The sequence below is a fragment of the Paenibacillus helianthi genome (assembly GCF_001909055.1).
Taxonomy (GTDB): Bacteria; Bacillota; Bacilli; order Paenibacillales; family Paenibacillaceae; genus Paenibacillus_AQ; species Paenibacillus_AQ helianthi.
The window spans coordinates 1-16,804 of the sequence record NZ_LVWI01000070.1; the positions used below are offsets into that span (position 1 = coordinate 1).

The 16,804-nt window shown below is 52.8% G+C and carries 16 protein-coding genes; 14 read left to right on the plus strand and 2 right to left on the minus strand.

Annotation, left to right across the window (positions count from 1 at the left end; translation table 11 throughout):
• The 10 genes from A3844_RS24630 to A3844_RS24670 all read left to right on the plus strand — a co-directional run.
• Positions 1–773: agmatine deiminase family protein (locus tag A3844_RS24630; RefSeq protein ID WP_074108747.1), on the plus strand; the 773-nt coding region annotated here is incomplete at its 5' end.
• Between the two features lie 149 nt (positions 774–922).
• Positions 923–1,309, plus strand: coding sequence for a GntR family transcriptional regulator (locus tag A3844_RS24635; protein ID WP_074108748.1), 387 nt, complete (start codon positions 923–925; stop codon positions 1,307–1,309).
• Entirely contained in the window at positions 1,306–2,208 is a 903-nt protein-coding gene (locus tag A3844_RS24640; RefSeq protein WP_074101849.1) for an ABC transporter ATP-binding protein, read from the plus strand. Before A3844_RS24635 ends, A3844_RS24640 begins: the two co-directional genes overlap by 4 nt.
• Complete coding sequence (locus A3844_RS24645) at positions 2,183–4,240, plus strand: DUF6449 domain-containing protein (protein ID WP_074108749.1); 2,058 nt, start codon at positions 2,183–2,185, stop codon at positions 4,238–4,240. Before A3844_RS24640 ends, A3844_RS24645 begins: the two co-directional genes overlap by 26 nt.
• Before the next feature lie 118 nt (positions 4,241–4,358).
• A complete protein-coding gene (locus tag A3844_RS32875; RefSeq protein ID WP_167374734.1) occupies positions 4,359–4,499 on the plus strand; it encodes a hypothetical protein in 141 nt (46 codons plus the stop codon).
• Positions 4,500–4,598: 99 nt separating this feature from the next.
• Positions 4,599–5,402 carry a nucleotidyltransferase domain-containing protein gene (locus A3844_RS24650; RefSeq protein WP_074108750.1) on the plus strand — a complete coding sequence of 268 codons (804 nt, stop codon included), beginning with the start codon at positions 4,599–4,601 and terminating at the stop codon, positions 5,400–5,402.
• 38 nt (positions 5,403–5,440) lie between these two features.
• Positions 5,441–6,892 carry a 3' terminal RNA ribose 2'-O-methyltransferase Hen1 gene (locus A3844_RS24655; protein WP_074101847.1) on the plus strand — a complete coding sequence of 484 codons (1,452 nt, stop codon included), beginning with the start codon at positions 5,441–5,443 and terminating at the stop codon, positions 6,890–6,892.
• A complete protein-coding gene (locus A3844_RS24660) occupies positions 6,892–9,507 on the plus strand; it encodes a polynucleotide kinase-phosphatase (RefSeq protein WP_074108751.1) in 2,616 nt (871 codons plus the stop codon). The genes A3844_RS24655 and A3844_RS24660 overlap by 1 nt, the downstream gene beginning before the upstream one ends.
• A 46-nt stretch (positions 9,508–9,553) precedes the next feature.
• Positions 9,554–10,111 carry an RNA 2'-phosphotransferase gene (locus A3844_RS24665; protein ID WP_074108752.1) on the plus strand — a complete coding sequence of 186 codons (558 nt, stop codon included), beginning with the start codon at positions 9,554–9,556 and terminating at the stop codon, positions 10,109–10,111.
• A 40-nt stretch (positions 10,112–10,151) separates the two neighbouring features.
• A complete protein-coding gene (locus A3844_RS24670; protein WP_074082993.1) occupies positions 10,152–10,670 on the plus strand; it encodes a mismatch-specific DNA-glycosylase in 519 nt (172 codons plus the stop codon).
• Positions 10,671–10,884: 214 nt separating this feature from the next.
• On the opposite strand, the gene A3844_RS24675 is transcribed toward A3844_RS24670, so the two are convergent.
• Positions 10,885–11,844, minus strand: coding sequence for an MraY family glycosyltransferase (locus A3844_RS24675; RefSeq protein WP_371916002.1), 960 nt, complete (start codon positions 11,842–11,844; stop codon positions 10,885–10,887).
• A gap of 102 nt (positions 11,845–11,946) precedes the next feature.
• On the opposite strand from A3844_RS24675, the gene A3844_RS24680 reads away from it, so the two are divergent.
• The gene (locus A3844_RS24680) at positions 11,947–12,630 is read left to right on the plus strand and encodes a YjjG family noncanonical pyrimidine nucleotidase (protein WP_074108753.1); all 684 of its coding nucleotides are present in this window, start codon (positions 11,947–11,949) and stop codon (positions 12,628–12,630) included.
• Positions 12,631–12,732: 102 nt separating this feature from the next.
• Positions 12,733–13,401 carry a hypothetical protein gene (locus A3844_RS33190; RefSeq protein ID WP_074101844.1) on the plus strand — a complete coding sequence of 223 codons (669 nt, stop codon included), beginning with the start codon at positions 12,733–12,735 and terminating at the stop codon, positions 13,399–13,401.
• Between the two features lie 183 nt (positions 13,402–13,584).
• Here A3844_RS33190 and A3844_RS24690 read toward each other — a convergent pair whose 3' ends face one another.
• Positions 13,585–14,568, minus strand: a complete 984-nt coding sequence (locus A3844_RS24690; RefSeq protein ID WP_074108754.1) for a ring-cleaving dioxygenase — start codon at positions 14,566–14,568, stop codon at positions 13,585–13,587.
• Positions 14,569–14,830: 262 nt separating this feature from the next.
• On the opposite strand from A3844_RS24690, the gene A3844_RS24695 reads away from it, so the two are divergent.
• Both A3844_RS24695 and A3844_RS24700 read left to right on the plus strand, forming a co-directional pair.
• On the plus strand, positions 14,831–15,640 hold the full coding sequence (locus A3844_RS24695; protein ID WP_074108755.1) for an AAC(3) family N-acetyltransferase: 810 nt from the start codon (positions 14,831–14,833) through the stop codon (positions 15,638–15,640).
• A 131-nt stretch (positions 15,641–15,771) separates the two neighbouring features.
• Positions 15,772–16,704: a manganese-dependent inorganic pyrophosphatase gene (locus A3844_RS24700; protein ID WP_074101841.1), complete on the plus strand. Its 933-nt coding sequence runs from the start codon at positions 15,772–15,774 to the stop codon at positions 16,702–16,704.
• The last annotated feature ends 100 nt before the right edge of the window (positions 16,705–16,804 follow it).

The window sequence follows — 16,804 nt, forward strand, 5'->3', positions numbered from 1 at the left end:
GGATCGATTGGGGGTTCAATGCCTGGGGCGGCCTTCACGGGGGATTGTATTTTCCCTGGGATCTCGACATGCTGGTGAAACAAAAAGTGCTGGAGATCGAGCGTATGGACCGCTATGATCTTCAGCATTTTATTTTGGAGGGCGGTGCAGTCCATGTGGATGGTGAAGGCACACTGCTGACCACCAGTCAGTGCCTGCTGCACAAGAACCGCAATCCGCATCTGACGAAGCGGCAGATGGAGAAGCTTTTACGGGATCACCTGAATATTACAAAAATCATCTGGCTGCCCCAGGGCCTGCATAGCGACGAGACAGATGGTCATATTGATGAGGTGGCGGCTTTTGTGAAGCCTGGAGAAGTAGTGATGAGCTGGACGGATGACCCGGATGACCCGCAGTATGCGGTGCTGGGCAGGGCCTATGAAATGTTGAGCCGGGAGAGGGACGCCAGGGGCCGCAGACTGGAGATTCATCGGCTGCATCTCCCGGACCGGCTGATAATAACGGACGAAGAAGCGCGGCGGATTGACACGGCCCATCACAGCTACTACCGGGGAGCAGGCACTGTTTTTGCAGCAACCTATGTAAATTTCTATATCTGCAACGGCGGTGTGATCATTCCCGCTTTTGGCGACCCGAGGGATGCAGAGGCACTGCGTACACTCCGTGGTTTATTCAAGGACCGCAGGGTGGTGCAGATCAATACGCGGGAAATCGCCCTCGGCGGCGGCAATATTCACTGCATCACCCAGCAGCAGCCAAGAGGGTGGTGAAGCTCTGCTGCTTAGCTATAGTAGAACTCTGAACGGCCCTGTTGGCCGTTTCTTTGTGTTGACATCCCTATCTGACTGTATTAATAATAGTAGTACAGTTAATACACTGAGATGCTTGCCAGAAGACAGCATACGAAAGGAGGACTGTCATGTTCGAATTGGACGTCCGCAGCCGCAAGCCGATCTATGAGCAGTTGACCGATAAGGTCAAAGAGATGATCATGCACGGAATTCTGCGGGCAGATGACCAGCTTCCGTCCGTAAGAACCTTATCCTCACAGCTTACAGTGAACCCCAACACGATTCAAAAGGCCTACCGGGAGCTGGAGCGTGAAGGCTATATCTATTCTTTGCAGGGCAAAGGGAGCTTTATAACACCTTCGCAGCAAGGGCAGAACGAGAGCAAAAGAGCGGAGCTTCGGGAGGAATTGCTGCGCCTGATGGCGGAAGCAGTCTATCTGGGATTCACCGAAAGTGAGATAGGAGCGCTGTACCGCCAGGTGCTGGAGCAAAGAGAGGGAGGGGAGAAACCATGATCGAGATTCGCGGAGTCAGCAAGAGCTTTCAAGGTGAAAAGGCTGTGGACAGCCTGTCGCTGACTGTACATAAAGCAGCTATTTATGGACTGCTGGGCTCCAATGGTGCCGGAAAAACCACGCTGCTGAAGACACTTGCGGGCATCTACCGGCCTGACGAGGGAACGGTCCGCATTGGGAACAAACCGGTGTTTGAGAACCCGGAGGTGAAGCAAAGCCTAATCTTTATGCCGGACAGCCCTTACTTCTTCCCGCAGGCGTCGGTCAACAGCATGGCGGCCTACTACCGCTCGATTTATCCGGGGTGGAGTGACAAGCGTTTTGAGGAGCTGGGGACAGTGTTCCGGCTGGATACGGCACGCAAGCTAAGCCGCTTCTCGAAGGGGATGCAGCGCCAGGCGGCGTTCTGGCTCGCGCTAAGCTGTACACCTGATGTGCTCATCATGGATGAGCCGATTGACGGGCTGGACCCGGTGATGCGTCGGCAGATCAAAAATCTGCTGTTTCAGGAAGTCGCTGAGCGGGAGCTCACTGTGCTAATCTCTTCACATAATCTGCGGGAGATTGAGGATCTGTGCGATCATGTCGGCATTATGCACGGCGGCCGGATGCTGGTTGAGAAGGATCTCGATGACCTGAAGGCGGACACGCACAAGATTCAGGTGGCTTTCCGGGATGAGCGTCATGCGGCGGCACTGGCGGCCAAGCTGCAAATTCTCCATCAAGAGCAGCGGGGCAGCGTGAATCTCTATATCGTAAAAGGCGACCGGGAGCGGATTTCGCAAGCTTTTCATGTCTATGAGCCGTATGTGTTCGATCTGCTTCCCTTGACGCTGGAGGAAATCTTTATTTATGAAATGGGGGATGCCGGGTATGACGCACAGCCGATACTTCTTTAACAGCGGTGTAATCCGCCAGAATGTGCGCCAGCACGGCTGGATTGGAATCATCTATACCCTGGGCCTGTTATTTTCACTCCCGTTGCAGCTGTTCATGAGCGGTAATTCCGGTACACAGCCCCAGAAGGTGGATAATCTGTTCCGCGTAGCAGGAGATATTCAGGTGCTGTTCATCGTCGTTCTTCCTGTAGCTGCAGGCTTGTTCGTGTTCCGCTACCTGCAGTCCAAAATGGCCTCCGATCTGTGGCATAGCCTTCCGCTGCGGAGGGAGCATCTGCTTACTGCCCATATGGCGAGCGGACTCGGCCTTCTGCTGCTTCCGGTCTGGCTGACGGCAGCGGTTACCGCAATCGTGACTCCGCTGGGCGGCAATATGTACATCTATTCTGGTGCAGATATTTGGAATTGGTGCCTGATCGTCAGTGTTCTTACCCTGTTCCTTTTTGTGTTCAGCACCTTTGTTGGCATATGCACGGGGCAAACGGTGCTCCAGGGAATAATCATTTATATTCTGCTCATTCTTCCGGCAGCATTGTTTCAGCTGGTCAATTTACATTTGAGCACGTACCTGTATGGCTACCCGCAATGGTCCGGGTCCAGCGACAGTCTGTATATCTGGTCACCGCTGCTGCGTCTTATCACTTATACAAATGACATCTTTAGCGTAGCAGAGCTATGCATTTACGCGGCACTGTCGGTTGTATTCATCGCCTTATCCTTTGTGCTGTATCGAAATCGCCATGGGGAGAAGACAGGGCAGGCCATTGCCTTCGCCTATTTCAATCCACTGTTCAAAGCGGGTGTCATGCTCTGTGCCATGCTTCTCTCGGGAACTTATTTTACCTCAGTGAAACCTCATCAGCTGGGCTGGATGATCTTCGGTTATATTACCGGGGCTATACTGGGCTATATTGCTTCTGAGATGATTATCCGTAAAACCTGGCAGATCCTAACGCGTAAAGTGCCAATGGAGTTTGCAGTGTATGGTATTCTGCTGGGTTTGCTGCTCTACATTCCGGTATCCGGATTAACCGGATATGAGAACCGGGTGCCTGCGGGGGAACACGTCACGGGGGTGTATGCAGGGAGCAAATACCAGATGTACAATGACGATTCCTATCCGCGGATATACAGTTTCAGTGCAAGCGTAGATTCGTCCGGCGTGGATCAAGATCCTCCTTTGGCTAAGCCGGATTTCTACACTACCGATAAACAGTACATCGAAGCTGTCCGCAGCCTTCATCATGCGCTTGTAACGATGCGGCCAACGAATCAGGATTCAGTGAGACACGATTCTCCTGGAGCCAGAATGTTCACTCTTGCCTATCAACTGGACAACGGGCGCAAGCTGGTGCGGCAGTACTGGATTCCGGGTGAGGGATTTGAGCCGGAGATGAAGTCGGTGATGGAAAGCAAGGGCTTCAAACAGAATGAATATACGCTTTATCAACTGGATGAGGACATAGAAAGCATCCGCCTTGGCTCCAATTATACAAATAAAGCTGTTAGCATCTCTGATCCACAGGAGGTTAAGGAATTTACCGGGCTATTGAAGCAGGAAATTTTGAACATGAGCTATGAAGATCAGACTGGCGACCAGAAGTCGATCGCTACTATGCAGATGAACAGTAAGCCGAAGCATATAGGGTATGGTTTTTATTATGACTTCGATTGGAAGCCTTCCTTTCATGAGCTGGAGAACTGGCTCGTTCAGAAGGGATATGCGGATAAGGTCCGTTCTACAGCACAAGATGTCATCTCCGCTGAACTGATCCAAGATGATTATGCCGGCAAGCTCCCTGAAGAGACTAGGTTTGACGCTGAACAACATGTGAAGCTGGCACGCAGTGAGAACCGTGCTGTTATCGTTAAGGGTGCGACAGAGATTAACGATATTCTGAGCCGCCAGCGCAATTTTACAGGCAAGAATGGCGATTATATGGTAAAGCTGGTCTATAAAGGCGGATTCATAGATTATGCTTCGCTGCATGAAGAAGACTTAACGCCAGGCCTTAAAGCACTTATTCCCTAGAACTGGGTTGACAGAACCTGGAACCGTGGATTATGCTTTTGGAAATATTATGATGCCCACATCGCTAAGCGTATGCTTACGAAGTAATGCTAACCAAACTTTTAGGAGGTCAGGACAGATGAATGAACAAGGAAAACTATCGTACCCGAATCTTATCCATTTGCTTCCCATTTATCTGTCCGCCTCGTTCGGCAGGCTGGCCCTAGCAGCGGTTGATTCATTTCCGGCAGCAGCAAGTGATCTTGTTCACGGGAAGTAATTTGCCTGAATATGCATGAGGCGAAAGCATGGCCATGGACGATGGAGTCCATGGCCTTTTTTGACTTTTTATCTTGAAAAAGATTGGGGGAGATACATCATGTCTGAAATTCATGAATCCATTATCCGCGAGCTTCACGCCATCGAATCCGAGGAGGATGTCCGTATCCTGTACGCTTGTGAGTCCGGCAGCAGGGCCTGGGGCTTCCCCTCCAAAGACAGCGACTATGATGTGCGGTTCCTTTACCTGCGCCGCCCGGAAGCTTATCTCTCGATCTTCGGGCAGCGGGATGTCATTGAGCGTCCAATCAGTGACTTGCTGGATATTAACGGATGGGATCTGAAGAAAGGGCTGACCCTTTTCCGCAAATCCAACCCGCCGCTCCTGGAGTGGCTGCAATCCCCGATTCGTTATGAAGAGAACTATACCGTAGCAGACAGAATCCGTCGCTTGTCGCCGCTTGGATTTTCGCCCAAATCCTGCATTTACCATTATCTGAATATGGCCCGCGGGAATTACCGGACTTACCTTCAGGGCAGCGAGGTTAAGATCAAGAAGTATTTTTACGTTCTCCGGCCAATGCTGGCATGTGCATGGATTGAGAAGTATCAGGAGGTGCCCCCTCTGGAGTTCACAGTGCTGGTAAAAGACCTGATTCCGGAAGGAACGGAGCTGAGAGAAAAGGTCGATAGGCTGCTGGTCCGAAAAATGTCAGGCGATGAACTGAACCTGGAGCCTCGGCTTGAGTGTATTAACAAGTATCTGGAGCAGCAGATCAGCCATTTTGAAGAAGCGGCGGCCCGGTTTGGATCAGGAAACGGGGTAGAGGACCACGTGCTGGACGAACTGTTCCGTTCCGCACTGCTTGAGGTGTGGGGCGGAGAAAGCCGCTGGACCCCGTAGAGAGAAAATCAAGTAACGTAGAAGGAGAGATGGGCGCTATGCATTTAACAATCAGAGCAACGGGTGCGGGTGCGGGCATGCTGTCCCACCTGCTGGCCAAGAACCCCAGTAACCTGTATGAACGGATGGAAAAAGATTCGCGCGTGCGAATCGTCTTTACCGCCTCTTCCGAGGAGGAAGCCGAGGCAGTCATTTATGTCACGCCGGACCCGGTTGAGCTGGTAAAAGGCGATTCTTCGGCGCACAATGATATTACACAGTATATTAATGATCGTGAATTTGTGGTGAGCAGCCTGTTCTGTACTTACATCCGTTCCGCGCTGGGTACTGCACTGAACGGCAAGACGAAGGAAGCTTATGTGCCGTGGGTGGGACGGAAGCTGAATCTGGAGCTGGCCTTAGGCCCTGTAGCATCCAATTTACCGGACCGGACGCTTACGGAGCTGTTCACCGCTCTTGGCTATGAGGTGCTGCTGGAACGGGGCGATGCCGATTATGCCTTTGATCTGAAGAGCCGAAGCTCTGTCCGGTATATCCGGCTGAAAGGCATGCAGACGCTGCAAACAGCGCTCCGGCAGCTGTTCGTGCTGATCCCTGCGCTGGATGACTACAAGCATTACTATATCAGTGATGATGAGGTAGACAAAATCAGGCGCTACGGAGAGGGGTGGCTGGAGGATCACCCGCAGCGCGGGCTGATTCTGAAGCGCACTCTGCGCTTTGCCGGCGCGATCAAGCAGTATGAAGGATGGATGACCAGGGATGACAAGCAGATAGAGAATCGTACGCCGAACATAGCCTTAGCCGCGGGGACAGCGGGCGCCGGATTCCCGGTTGCCCTGGGATCAGACCCCTCTATGGAAACCGCAGAAGCGCCCAAAGTCAGACTGAATGATCTGCGTTATGCTGCGATCGCAGAGATCGTCGAGGGCCTTGTATCCAGGCGCAGAATCGTTGATTTCGGTTCCGGTGAAGGGAAGCTCTCGGCGAGGCTGGGAAGTGTGCCTGGGGTGCATGAGATCAAGGCGGTGGAGCCCTCTGCCTCAGCGCAGCTGCGGGCGATGGACCGCTTCGCCAAGATGGAAGGTAAGTCCGGTGTTACTGTGCCTGAGCCGGTGACAGGATCACTTTTTTATTACGATGAATCGCTGCGGGGCAAGGATGTGATGATTCTCTGCGAGGTCATCGAGCATATCGATGAATACCGGCTTGGCCGGGTGATGGATACGATTTTTCACGAATATGCCCCCGGTACATTGATTATTACTACACCGAACAAGGAATACAACGCAGTGTATGAGATGGATCAGGAGGAGATGCGCCATGGGGATCACCGCTTTGAGTGGAGCCGGGAGGCTTTTGCCGCTTGGTGTTCCCGCTGGACCCCGATCTATAATTATTCTGCAGAACTAAAGGGTATAGGCGAGTTCGATCCGAATTATGGTTACCCGACGCAGATGGCCATATTTACGAAGGGGGAAGCGTTGTAATGACGGACAGACAAGAAGGGCAGCGGGTGATTCCGTTCCCGCATGGAGGCATTGTTGTGCTCGTCGGGCCTTCAAACAGCGGCAAAACTACTCTGCTCCGCAGACTTGTGCAAGAAGACGTGCTACTGCAGACGGAGATCGTCTCTTCCGATGAATACCGGACACTTGTAGGTGATGTTGAATATATCGACTGGAAAGGACGCTCCCGGGAGGAGGCGGATATCCTCTACAATGATTACCAGCTGCTGTCGAAGCTGGCTTTTGAGGCGATGAATACTGTTGTGTCCATGCGCTCCCGCCTGGGCAAGCTGACAGTGGTGGATGCGACACATCTGCAGCCCGAATACCGCAGGAAATATATCGATTTGGCAGCAGCCTATGATATCCCTTGCGCCGCCTGGATTTTGGATCTTCCGGAGCAGACGCTGCTTGAGCGGGACCGAGATCGGGACCAGCCGCGCGGCAGACAGCGTGTGAAGCAGCAGTTCGTCCAGTTCAAACGTTCACTCCGGGGATTGCGTGATGAAGGCTTCGACTTCACTTATATGCTCAAAGAAACGGAAACTGTGCAGTTTACCCGCAAAACGAACCCGCTGGTCGCTGAAATTGGCAATGGGATCGATGTGATCGGAGATATTCACGGCTGTTATGACGAAATGATGGAGCTGCTGGGACAGCTGGGCTATGTACCGGATGATGCCGGACTCTACCGGCATCCTGATGGCAGGATGCTGATTTCCGTAGGGGATGTGATGAGCCGGGGGCCGAAATCGCTGGATACGATGAGATTCTGGAAAAGGCACTGCGATGCCGGAATCGCCCGCATGATCGACAGCAACCATGGCTGGAAGATTGCCCGCTACCTCAGCGGTCGTAATGTAACCCTGAGCCATGGTGATGAGAATGTTGCGGTGGAGCTTGCGCAGCTAGCAAGTGAATCCGGTGAAAAAGCAGCCGATATGCTGAGGGAAGAGCTGAAGCAATTTCTGCTGTCTGCACCGAGCCATCTGGTCTTGTGCCATGAGGGTGTACGTCGTGTAGTGGTTGCCCATGCCGGAATCCGGGATGAATATATCGGCAAGCAGTCCAGGCGGATACAGGATTTCTGCCGCTATGGAGATACTGACGGCATGGATGCTTCAGGCGCCCCTGTCCGCAAGGAGTGGTATGTAGAGCACAAGTCGGGAGAGCTAATTATCTGGGGACATGACCCAAGGCCATACCCGGCAGTGGTGAAAGATACGGTCAACATTGATCAAGGTGCGGTATTTGGAGGCTCTTTAACGGCCTACCGCTACCCTGAGCAGCAGTTTGTCGGCGTCAAGGCATATAGGGATTATGCGCAGGACCCGGACAGTCCCCTGATCCGCTGGGAACGCGGGAGATTCTCACCCCCTAATCTGCGCAAGCTTGTGGAAGGTTATTCTGTCATGACAGAGGCTTATGGCGAAATTTCTGTGCGCGGTGAATTTGTAAAAGCCGCAATAGACACGGTATCACATTTTACTGTTCCTATGGAGGAACTCATCTACATTCCGCCAACGATGAGTCCGTCACCGGCAGTGTCTGCCGATGAAGCTTACCTGGAGCACCCGCGTGAAGCGATCGCCTACTTCCGCTCGCAGGGCGTGGGGACAATGGTTGCCGAGAAAAAACACATGGGCAGCCGCGCAGTTCTGCTGCTGTTCCGGGATGAAGCCGCTGCTGTGCCTTATGTGGGACGTGAAGTACTCGGTACGATTTACACCCGTACCGGCAGGGCCTTCTTTGACAAGGATACCGAAGCGGTAGTACTGTCCCGGCTGAATGCAGATTTGCACCAAGCAGATTATTGGGCCTGCCATAATACGGACCTGCTGCTGCTCGATGCCGAAATTATCCCTTGGAATCTGAAGGCGCGTGAGCTGATCGCCACCCAGTATGCCCATGTCGCCGAAGCTGCTGCCATGGACCGCGAGCATGTTCTGGAGAAGCTGCGCGAAGCTGAGATTGCCGGACGTGATGTGTCAGGCTGGGTGCAGGAGATGGAGGGTAAGCTGAAGAACGCCCGTGTATTCCGCGAAGCTTTTCAGCAGTACTGCTGGGATACAAGCGGCCTTGCTGGCGTCCGGATTGCCCCGTTCCATACGCTGGCGCACAGCGGGCAGAGCTTTTTTGACCATAGCCATATCTGGCACATGGAGCATAGCCGCGAGCTTGCCGGGTTGTCGCCGCTTTTTATGGAGACGGAATACCGGACGATCACCAGTGAAGCAGACGAAGCAGACGTCATCCGCTGGTGGGAGGAGCTGACAGAGGATGGACATGAAGGCATCGTGATCAAGCCGGAGACCTTCATTGCCCGCAACGGCAGATCGATCATTCAGCCAGCCATCAAGGTCAGGGGCCGCAAATACCTGCACATTATCTATGGCATCGATTATCTGCAGCCGGACAATCTGTCCCGGCTCAAGCTGCGCAAAACCAGCAAAAAAGAGCGCCACGCCCTAATGGAATGTGCTCTGAGCGTAGAATCTGTGGAACGTTTCATCCGCAAGGAGCCGCTGGAGCGCGTGCATGAATGTGTGCTTGCCGCCCTTTCACTCGAATCCGATCCGGTGGACCCGCGGCTCTAAGCGTAGAACAGTGAAGATAGACCAAAGACCAAATGAGGTGTAACAAATGTTGAACCCAGCTGCTGAGGTTTCACTCAGCAAATTCATGACCAAGCTGCTTCGGCACACCCCGTCAGAGTATGGCCTGCTCCTTGATCCTGAGGACGGCTCCTGCCTGCTGGGGGATCTGCTGAGTGTCATCCATGCCGCCCCAAAATGGGCCGGCATCACTGTAGAGGACATCTGTCAGGTTGTCCGAAACAGCGAGAAGCAGCGCTTTGCCATTGAAGGTGAGCGTATAAAAGCGCGGTATGGGCACAGTCATGCCAAGCTTACATATGAGCCGGGAACCCCGCCTCCTGTGCTGTATCATGGCACTAATCAATCTGCATTGTCCGCGATCCTGAAAGAAGGGCTGAAGCCGATGGGGAGGCAGTATGTACACTTGTCAGAGGGGCTCCATTTTGCCAGCTTGGCCGGGAGCCGCAGAGGCAGGCTGGTTCTGCTGAGCGTGGATACGGTTAGGGCTGTGCATTTGGGAGTAACCTTCTATTATGCGGGTAATGAGGTATGGCTGGCGGAGCCGGTTCCACCTGCTTGTATTGCCTTACGGGAAGAAGAGTAGCCGGGTACCGCCAGCTTCCAGCTTACAGGAGGGATGTCCCATGGATGAAGTGCCGGATCACCTCGATCACGGCTTGCAGATTGTATTTATCGGCTTCAATCCCAGTCTCCGTTCCGGAGAGCTGGGGCATCATTACGCCAATCCGCGCAATCATTTCTGGCGCATTCTCGAACACTCCGGCCTGACGCCCCGCCTCTATGATGCCTCAGAGGACGGAGAACTGCTCCGGCTAGGCTTGGGCTTCACCAACATCGTTGCCCGCCCGACACGTGGAGCGGAGGACATTACCCGTGGGGAATATGCGGAGGGACGGCAGATTCTCCGGGACAAGCTTACCCGCTACCGCCCGGAGATCGCCTGTTTTGTAGGCAAGGGGGTCTATACGGAATTCACCCGCAGAGCAAAGGCGGACTGGGGGTTTCAGGAGGAGCAGCCCCCGATCGTAGATGGCGTGAGGGAATTCGTGGCTCCTTCGTCCAGCGGCTTGGTACGAATGCCGATGCCGGAGATCGTGGCTATTTACCACAGGCTGTATGAGTATATTCAGGAAAATACTTGATTCCGCCCCACTGGCCGGATACGGGGCTGTAGCTGTATAAGCAAAGTTTCATGGACTATAGCGGTCCGGTAAAATTGTGTTTGCACTACATAGGTCGCTTTTTCTACTGGTAGTGCTCATAGGGTAGGCCTACACTCAACGCAAAAACACCCTTGAACATCAAGGGTGTTTTGCTGTAATACTGTGCCCTTACCCCTACCATTCCCAGTCTGCGTCAGGTCTGGATCAGCAGCAGAATAATTGAGGAGAGCGACAGGCAGACGCTGGCCAGATAGAGGACGGCAACAACCTGCTTCTGGTTCAATCCGGCTTTGAGCAGACGGTAATGGACCTGGGTTGCATCGGCTTGATAAATCGACTTGCCTTGCACGAACCGTTTGATGACGACAAATAAATTGTCGAAGATCGGCACGCCCAGTGCGAGAATCGGGATGAACAGCGACAAGACCGTTGCCTGCTTGAATGCACCATCCAGTGCAATTACAGCCAGGATATAGCCGAGAAAGGTGGCGCCTGCATCACCCATGAAAATTTTGGCCGGGGCCTTGTTGTACCGCAGATAGGCAATGGTGACACCCACGAGAGTGATGGCCATCATGGCTGAGGCAGATTGACCTTTGGCCAAAGCGACCACAAATAGGGTTACTGCGGAAATGGCCGTCAGCCCTCCCGCCAGACCGTCCATACCGTCCGAGAAATTTATCACAGTCGTCACGCCGAAGATCCAGAGAATGGTAAGCACAAATTGCAGGATGACCGGCAGCGAGATATAATCCCCGGAGAAGGGGTTGAAGAATCCGGTGAACGCATTGCCCGACAGAAAGACCAGAATCGCAGCCGCGATCTGAACAATGAACTTCGGCAGCGCCGGGAAGTCCTTGCCCTTGGTTTTGTACCAGTCATCGATGGTGCCTATGGTCAGCAGGAGCACACCGCCAATGAACAGGGCGAGTGTACCCAGCGAGAGATCACGGGTAAACAGCAGGTATGTAATGAAAAATCCGATGAATATCGCATAGCTGGCTGTCAGCGGAATGGGCTCCCTATGTATTTTTCGCTCGACGTCCTGCCGGGGTTTGTCCACAAAATCGAGCCGGAAAGCAAGCCTGCCAAGCGGAGGAATAAGCAAATAGACGATGCAGAAGGACACCAGAAACGCTAGAACGTAAAAAATGACAATCACCGCCGTTACTTTTTTTGAAAGAGCCTCTCTGAATTATAACGCAGATGGCAGGTGATTGTCGACGAGACTCGAAATGGGAGGGAATATGGGAATATGAAATACGAAGTCATTTTATTTGATGCCGATGATACCCTGTTTGACTATGGAATGGCTGAGAGCAAGGCGCTGTACAATGCTTTTGTCCATTTTGGCTTGCCTACGGGCGCCGAGGATTATGCTGCAAGCTACCAAGAAATTAATAGGGCACTGTGGAAAGATCTGGAGCAAGGACGGACCACGTCTGCTGTGCTGCGGGTTGAACGGTTCAACCGGCTGTTTGCTGCGCATAAGCTCGAACTGAGTCCTGAAGCATTCAGTGAAGCCTATTTAAAGTTTCTGGGTGAAGGGACGTACCTGATTGAGGGGGCAATGGAGCTGTGTCAGGAACTGAGCGGATACAGACTTGCGGTTATCACCAATGGGATCAAGGATGTACAGCTGTCCAGAATTCAGGGCTCGCCGCTAAGTGATACCTTTGAGCAGATCATTATTTCCGAAGAGACAGGCTATCAGAAGCCGGAAGCGGGGATTTTTGATTATGCTTTTGACAAGCTGGGGATCTCTGACCGGAGCAAAGTGCTGATTGTCGGTGATTCGTTGACCTCGGATATTCAGGGTGGAATGGGCTATGGCATCGACACTTGCTGGTTCAACCCGCTGGGCAAAGAAGGCGCTCCGGGCATTCATCCAACCTATGAGATCCGGGAGCTGTCCGGGCTTTTGGAGATTATCCGATAGTCCGGCTATATGGCCCTGAGATTGAAAACTTTCCCAGGTGTTAAATATATTAAGATACAATACTCATACTCTATTATTTAATTCTAATGGGAGAGGATCAACTTGAACAAAAAGTGGCTAATTGCCGCTGTCGCTGCAGGCATGACAATCACCGGATCGGCAGGTGTCTATGCAGGAGCCAAGCTGGAGCAGATCAAGGCCTATCTGAATCACAGTATTGGTGTGGTGGTGGATGGCACCCCTTATTGGCTGAAAGATGGCAATGGTAAAACCTTAACACCGATCACCTACGAAGGTATTACGTATTTGCCGGTCCGTTCAGTCGCCGATGCCCTGAAAGTACCGATAACTTATGATGCCGCGAACTATAAAGTGAGAATTGGGAGCGGCGCCGAGACTGGAGGAGCCACGGGAACAGGCGCTGGGACAACAACCCCCCCGGTGGAGAGCACAGTGCGGCCGGTGAACCTGCCGAAGGATTTTCCGATTCCGGAGGATGCCCTGATTGCGACTACACTGGATACGGACGCCGATGGGGTGAAGAAGGTGGCTTTTACCTACTCCACGCAGGAGACGTTGGAAACGATGGGTTTTGTGTACAGTGAATATGTGCGGATCAAACGGCTGGAGAATGCTTCCCAGACCGTAAGCGCCACTACAGTCAAAATCTCAGGCAGACTGGGCGGGACTAGCCCGCTGTCCATCACCGCCAAAGCTTCAACTGCGCGTCCGGGCTTCAATATCTTCACCATCACTTTCTCGGAGAGCTGATTATCCCTATTGTTTACAAAAAACAGCTGCGCCTTCAAAAGGTCGCAGCTGTTCAGCAGTAATTCCCTTTGCTGAGTTGGTCTTCCAGAACCGCAGCGGAGTGCAGCCGCCTTGTAAGCTGTGCAGGTTCCAGCCCAATCACTGGATTATGCCTGCTGCCGTGCATCCGGCCGAATCACTGGATTAAGCTTGCTGCCGAGTATCCAGCGGCTTCAGGTGCGCTTCAATCTGCTCGCGCTTCGCTTCGAGGAAAGGCGGCAGGGCCAGGGACTCGCCCAGATGCTCAATATCCTCATCCGTGGCAAAGCCCGGGCCGTCCGTTGCCAGCTCGAACAGGATACCGCTCGGCTCACGGAAATACAGGGAGCGGAAATAAAAACGGTCCACGAAACCCGAGTTCGGGAGCTGGTAGCTGCCGATCCGCTCGATCCATTGCTTCAGCTCGTCGGCGTTGTCTACGCGGAAGGCCACGTGATGAACACCGCCGCGTCCGAGCCGTTCCTGAGGCAGATCTTTGCGTTCTTCCAGATGGATCTCCGAGCCGGAGCCGCCTTCGCCGGTCTCGAATACAATGACATCCGGCTGCCCGACAACCGGGGAAGGATAGCTGCCTTTACGGCGGAACCCGAGCAGATCCACAAGTACTTTTGCGGAAGACTCTGCCGTCTCAACGGTCAAATGGACCGGACCCAGACCGAGGATGCTGTAAGCCGCCGGAACCGGACTTTTAGCCCAAGGCTTGCCGCCTGCAACACCCTGATTATGCTCATCCGATACAAGAATCAGGCGCTGCCCCTCGTGATCCCGGAAGGATAGCGTTTGGCGTCCTCCGCGATCTGTGATCTCGTCATGCTCCACCTGGAACTGCTCGAACCGCTGGGTCCAATACTCAAGTGACTTATCGTCCGGCACCCGGAGCGACAGTGCGGAAATACTGTTATTACCGTCACGGTTGCGCCCTGCGTTCGGAATCTCGAAGAAGGTGACTTCCGTACCAGGATTGCCTACTTCGTCCCCGTAGAACAGATGGTAGACGGAGACGTCATCCTGGTTGACTGTTTTTTTGATCAGGCGCAGTCCAAGCACCTCCGTATAGAATTTGAAGTTTTCCGGGGCTCTGGCGGTCAGGGCTGATACATGGTGAAGACCTTTTAATGTTAAACTCATGATAGTTCCTCCTCAAAGGCATGGGATTGAAGTGCTGAAAAACAGGTTTATTATGAATGCGAAGTAAAGTATATAGTTATTATTAAGTTACTTACATTTTAATAGTAAAATGAATAATTGGCAAGTAAGAATTTCATTACCTTGAAATACAAGGATCTGCAGGGTTTCAACTATAAACGATCCTTCTATACTTGGAGATTAAGGAAGCTGCCTCTTTCAGGGACAGTTAACCCTTCTCTTCTTATCTGCAAAGGAGAGCGATATGATACATACACAAATTAGCTTGATGGAGCAGCTGAAAGGAATGGGGATTGATCCGCAGGGGACATTACTCGTCCATTCTTCGCTGAAGAGTATCGGGGAAGTCCAAGGAGGTGCAGACACGGTACTGGATGCGCTCTCTGCCTATATGCAACCAGGCCTTTTGGTCCTCCCTACGCATACCTGGTCTTATATCCATGCGGATAATCCGCGATTCTCCGTCCAAGAGTCCCCTTCTTGTGTCGGCATTCTGCCTGAGCTCTTCCGGAGACGGGCGGACGTTATCCGCTCGTGGCATCCGACCCATTCTGTAGCAGCATTAGGTAAGGATGCGGCTGCATTCACCGCCGGTGATGAGCGCTGGGACACGCCATGTGCCCGCGGTTCCGTCTATGGCAAACTTCTGGACCGCCAGGCGGACATTATGCTGCTTGGTGTAGATTTGCGGCGGAATACCTTCATCCACGGAATTGAAGAATGGCTCGATATTCCCGGCAGAATGACGGATGAGCCTGAGCAACTGTATACCGTGACACCTGGCGGGGAAGAGGTCCCAGTTCCTTCACGCAGGCACTGCAGCTCCTGGTCGCAGCATTTCTGGAAGGTAGAGCGGGTACTTGAGCAAGGCGGGGCATTGCGCAGAGGCCGTTTTGGAGATGCGCCTGTGATGATCTGCGGGACAGTGGCAACAACGGATATTCTAAGCCGTATGCTGCGCAGCAATCCGGATCTCTTCTCGGACAATGAACCATTGGATGGTTTAGAGGTGCCCGAGCCGCTGCCCAAGACCAAGCGGGCTGTTCCGGATTGACTGCGCACCAGATGTGCCTCCTTGGCTTAGTCAAATAGGTAATGAATTTCAGGTTCTTGTCCGCAATCTGGCGGGCAGCTATCAATGTATGGTATATTATTCTCACAAAAAACATAGTAAGGAGATTGGAAATGGAAAAAACTTTGATTTTTGGACACAAAAATCCGGATACGGATACTATCTGTTCGGCTATCGCTTATGCGGCATTGAAGAAGGAACTGGGCTGGGATGCTGAGCCGGTTCGTCTCGGCGAAGTCAGCGGCGAAACTCAGTATGCGCTGGACCACTTCGGCGTGCAGGCTCCGCGCCTGGTTGAGAATGTAGCAAGCGAAGCTAAACAGGTCATTCTGGTTGACCATAACGAACGCCAGCAAAGTGCGAATGATATCGATCAGGTCCGTGTGGTCGAGGTTATTGACCACCACCGGATCGCTAATTTTGAAACGGCTCATCCGCTGTACTACCGTGCTGAACCCGTAGGCTGCACAGCAACGATCCTTAACAAGCTGTACAAAGAAAACGGAGTAGCTGTTCCAAAGGATATCGCCGGTCTGATGCTGTCCGCCATCATTTCCGACTCCCTGCTGTTCAAATCGCCTACCTGCACCGAGCAGGATGTGGCGGCTGCGCGCGAGCTGGCGGCCATCGCCGGTGTTGACGCTGACAGCTACGGTCTTGCCATGCTCAAGGCGGGTGCCGATCTAAGCGACAAGAGTATCGCCCAACTGATCTCCCTGGATGCCAAGGAATTCAAAATGGGTGAATACAAAGTGGAGATTGCCCAGGTAAACGCTGTAGATGTGAACGATGTGCTCTCCAAACAAGCTGAACTGGAAGCAGCCTTGACTGCAATCATTGATGACAAAGGCCTGGATCTTTTCCTGTTCGTAGTTACAGATATCCTGAACAATGATTCCGTAGGTTTGGCCCTGGGCCGTGTGGCAGGTGCGGTTGAGCAGGCTTACAATGTGAAGCTGGACGACAACAAAGCTGTTCTGAAGGGTATCGTTTCCCGTAAATCACAGATCGTTCCAGTTCTGACTGAAACCATTGCCAAGCTGTAACAGACAGGCCCGGTAAGCGGAGTTATTCAGCAATTCATTGGATAGAGTTATGACACAGCCCGGCTGTGTGCCTTCTTTATGGGAGGCCCGCAGCCGGTTT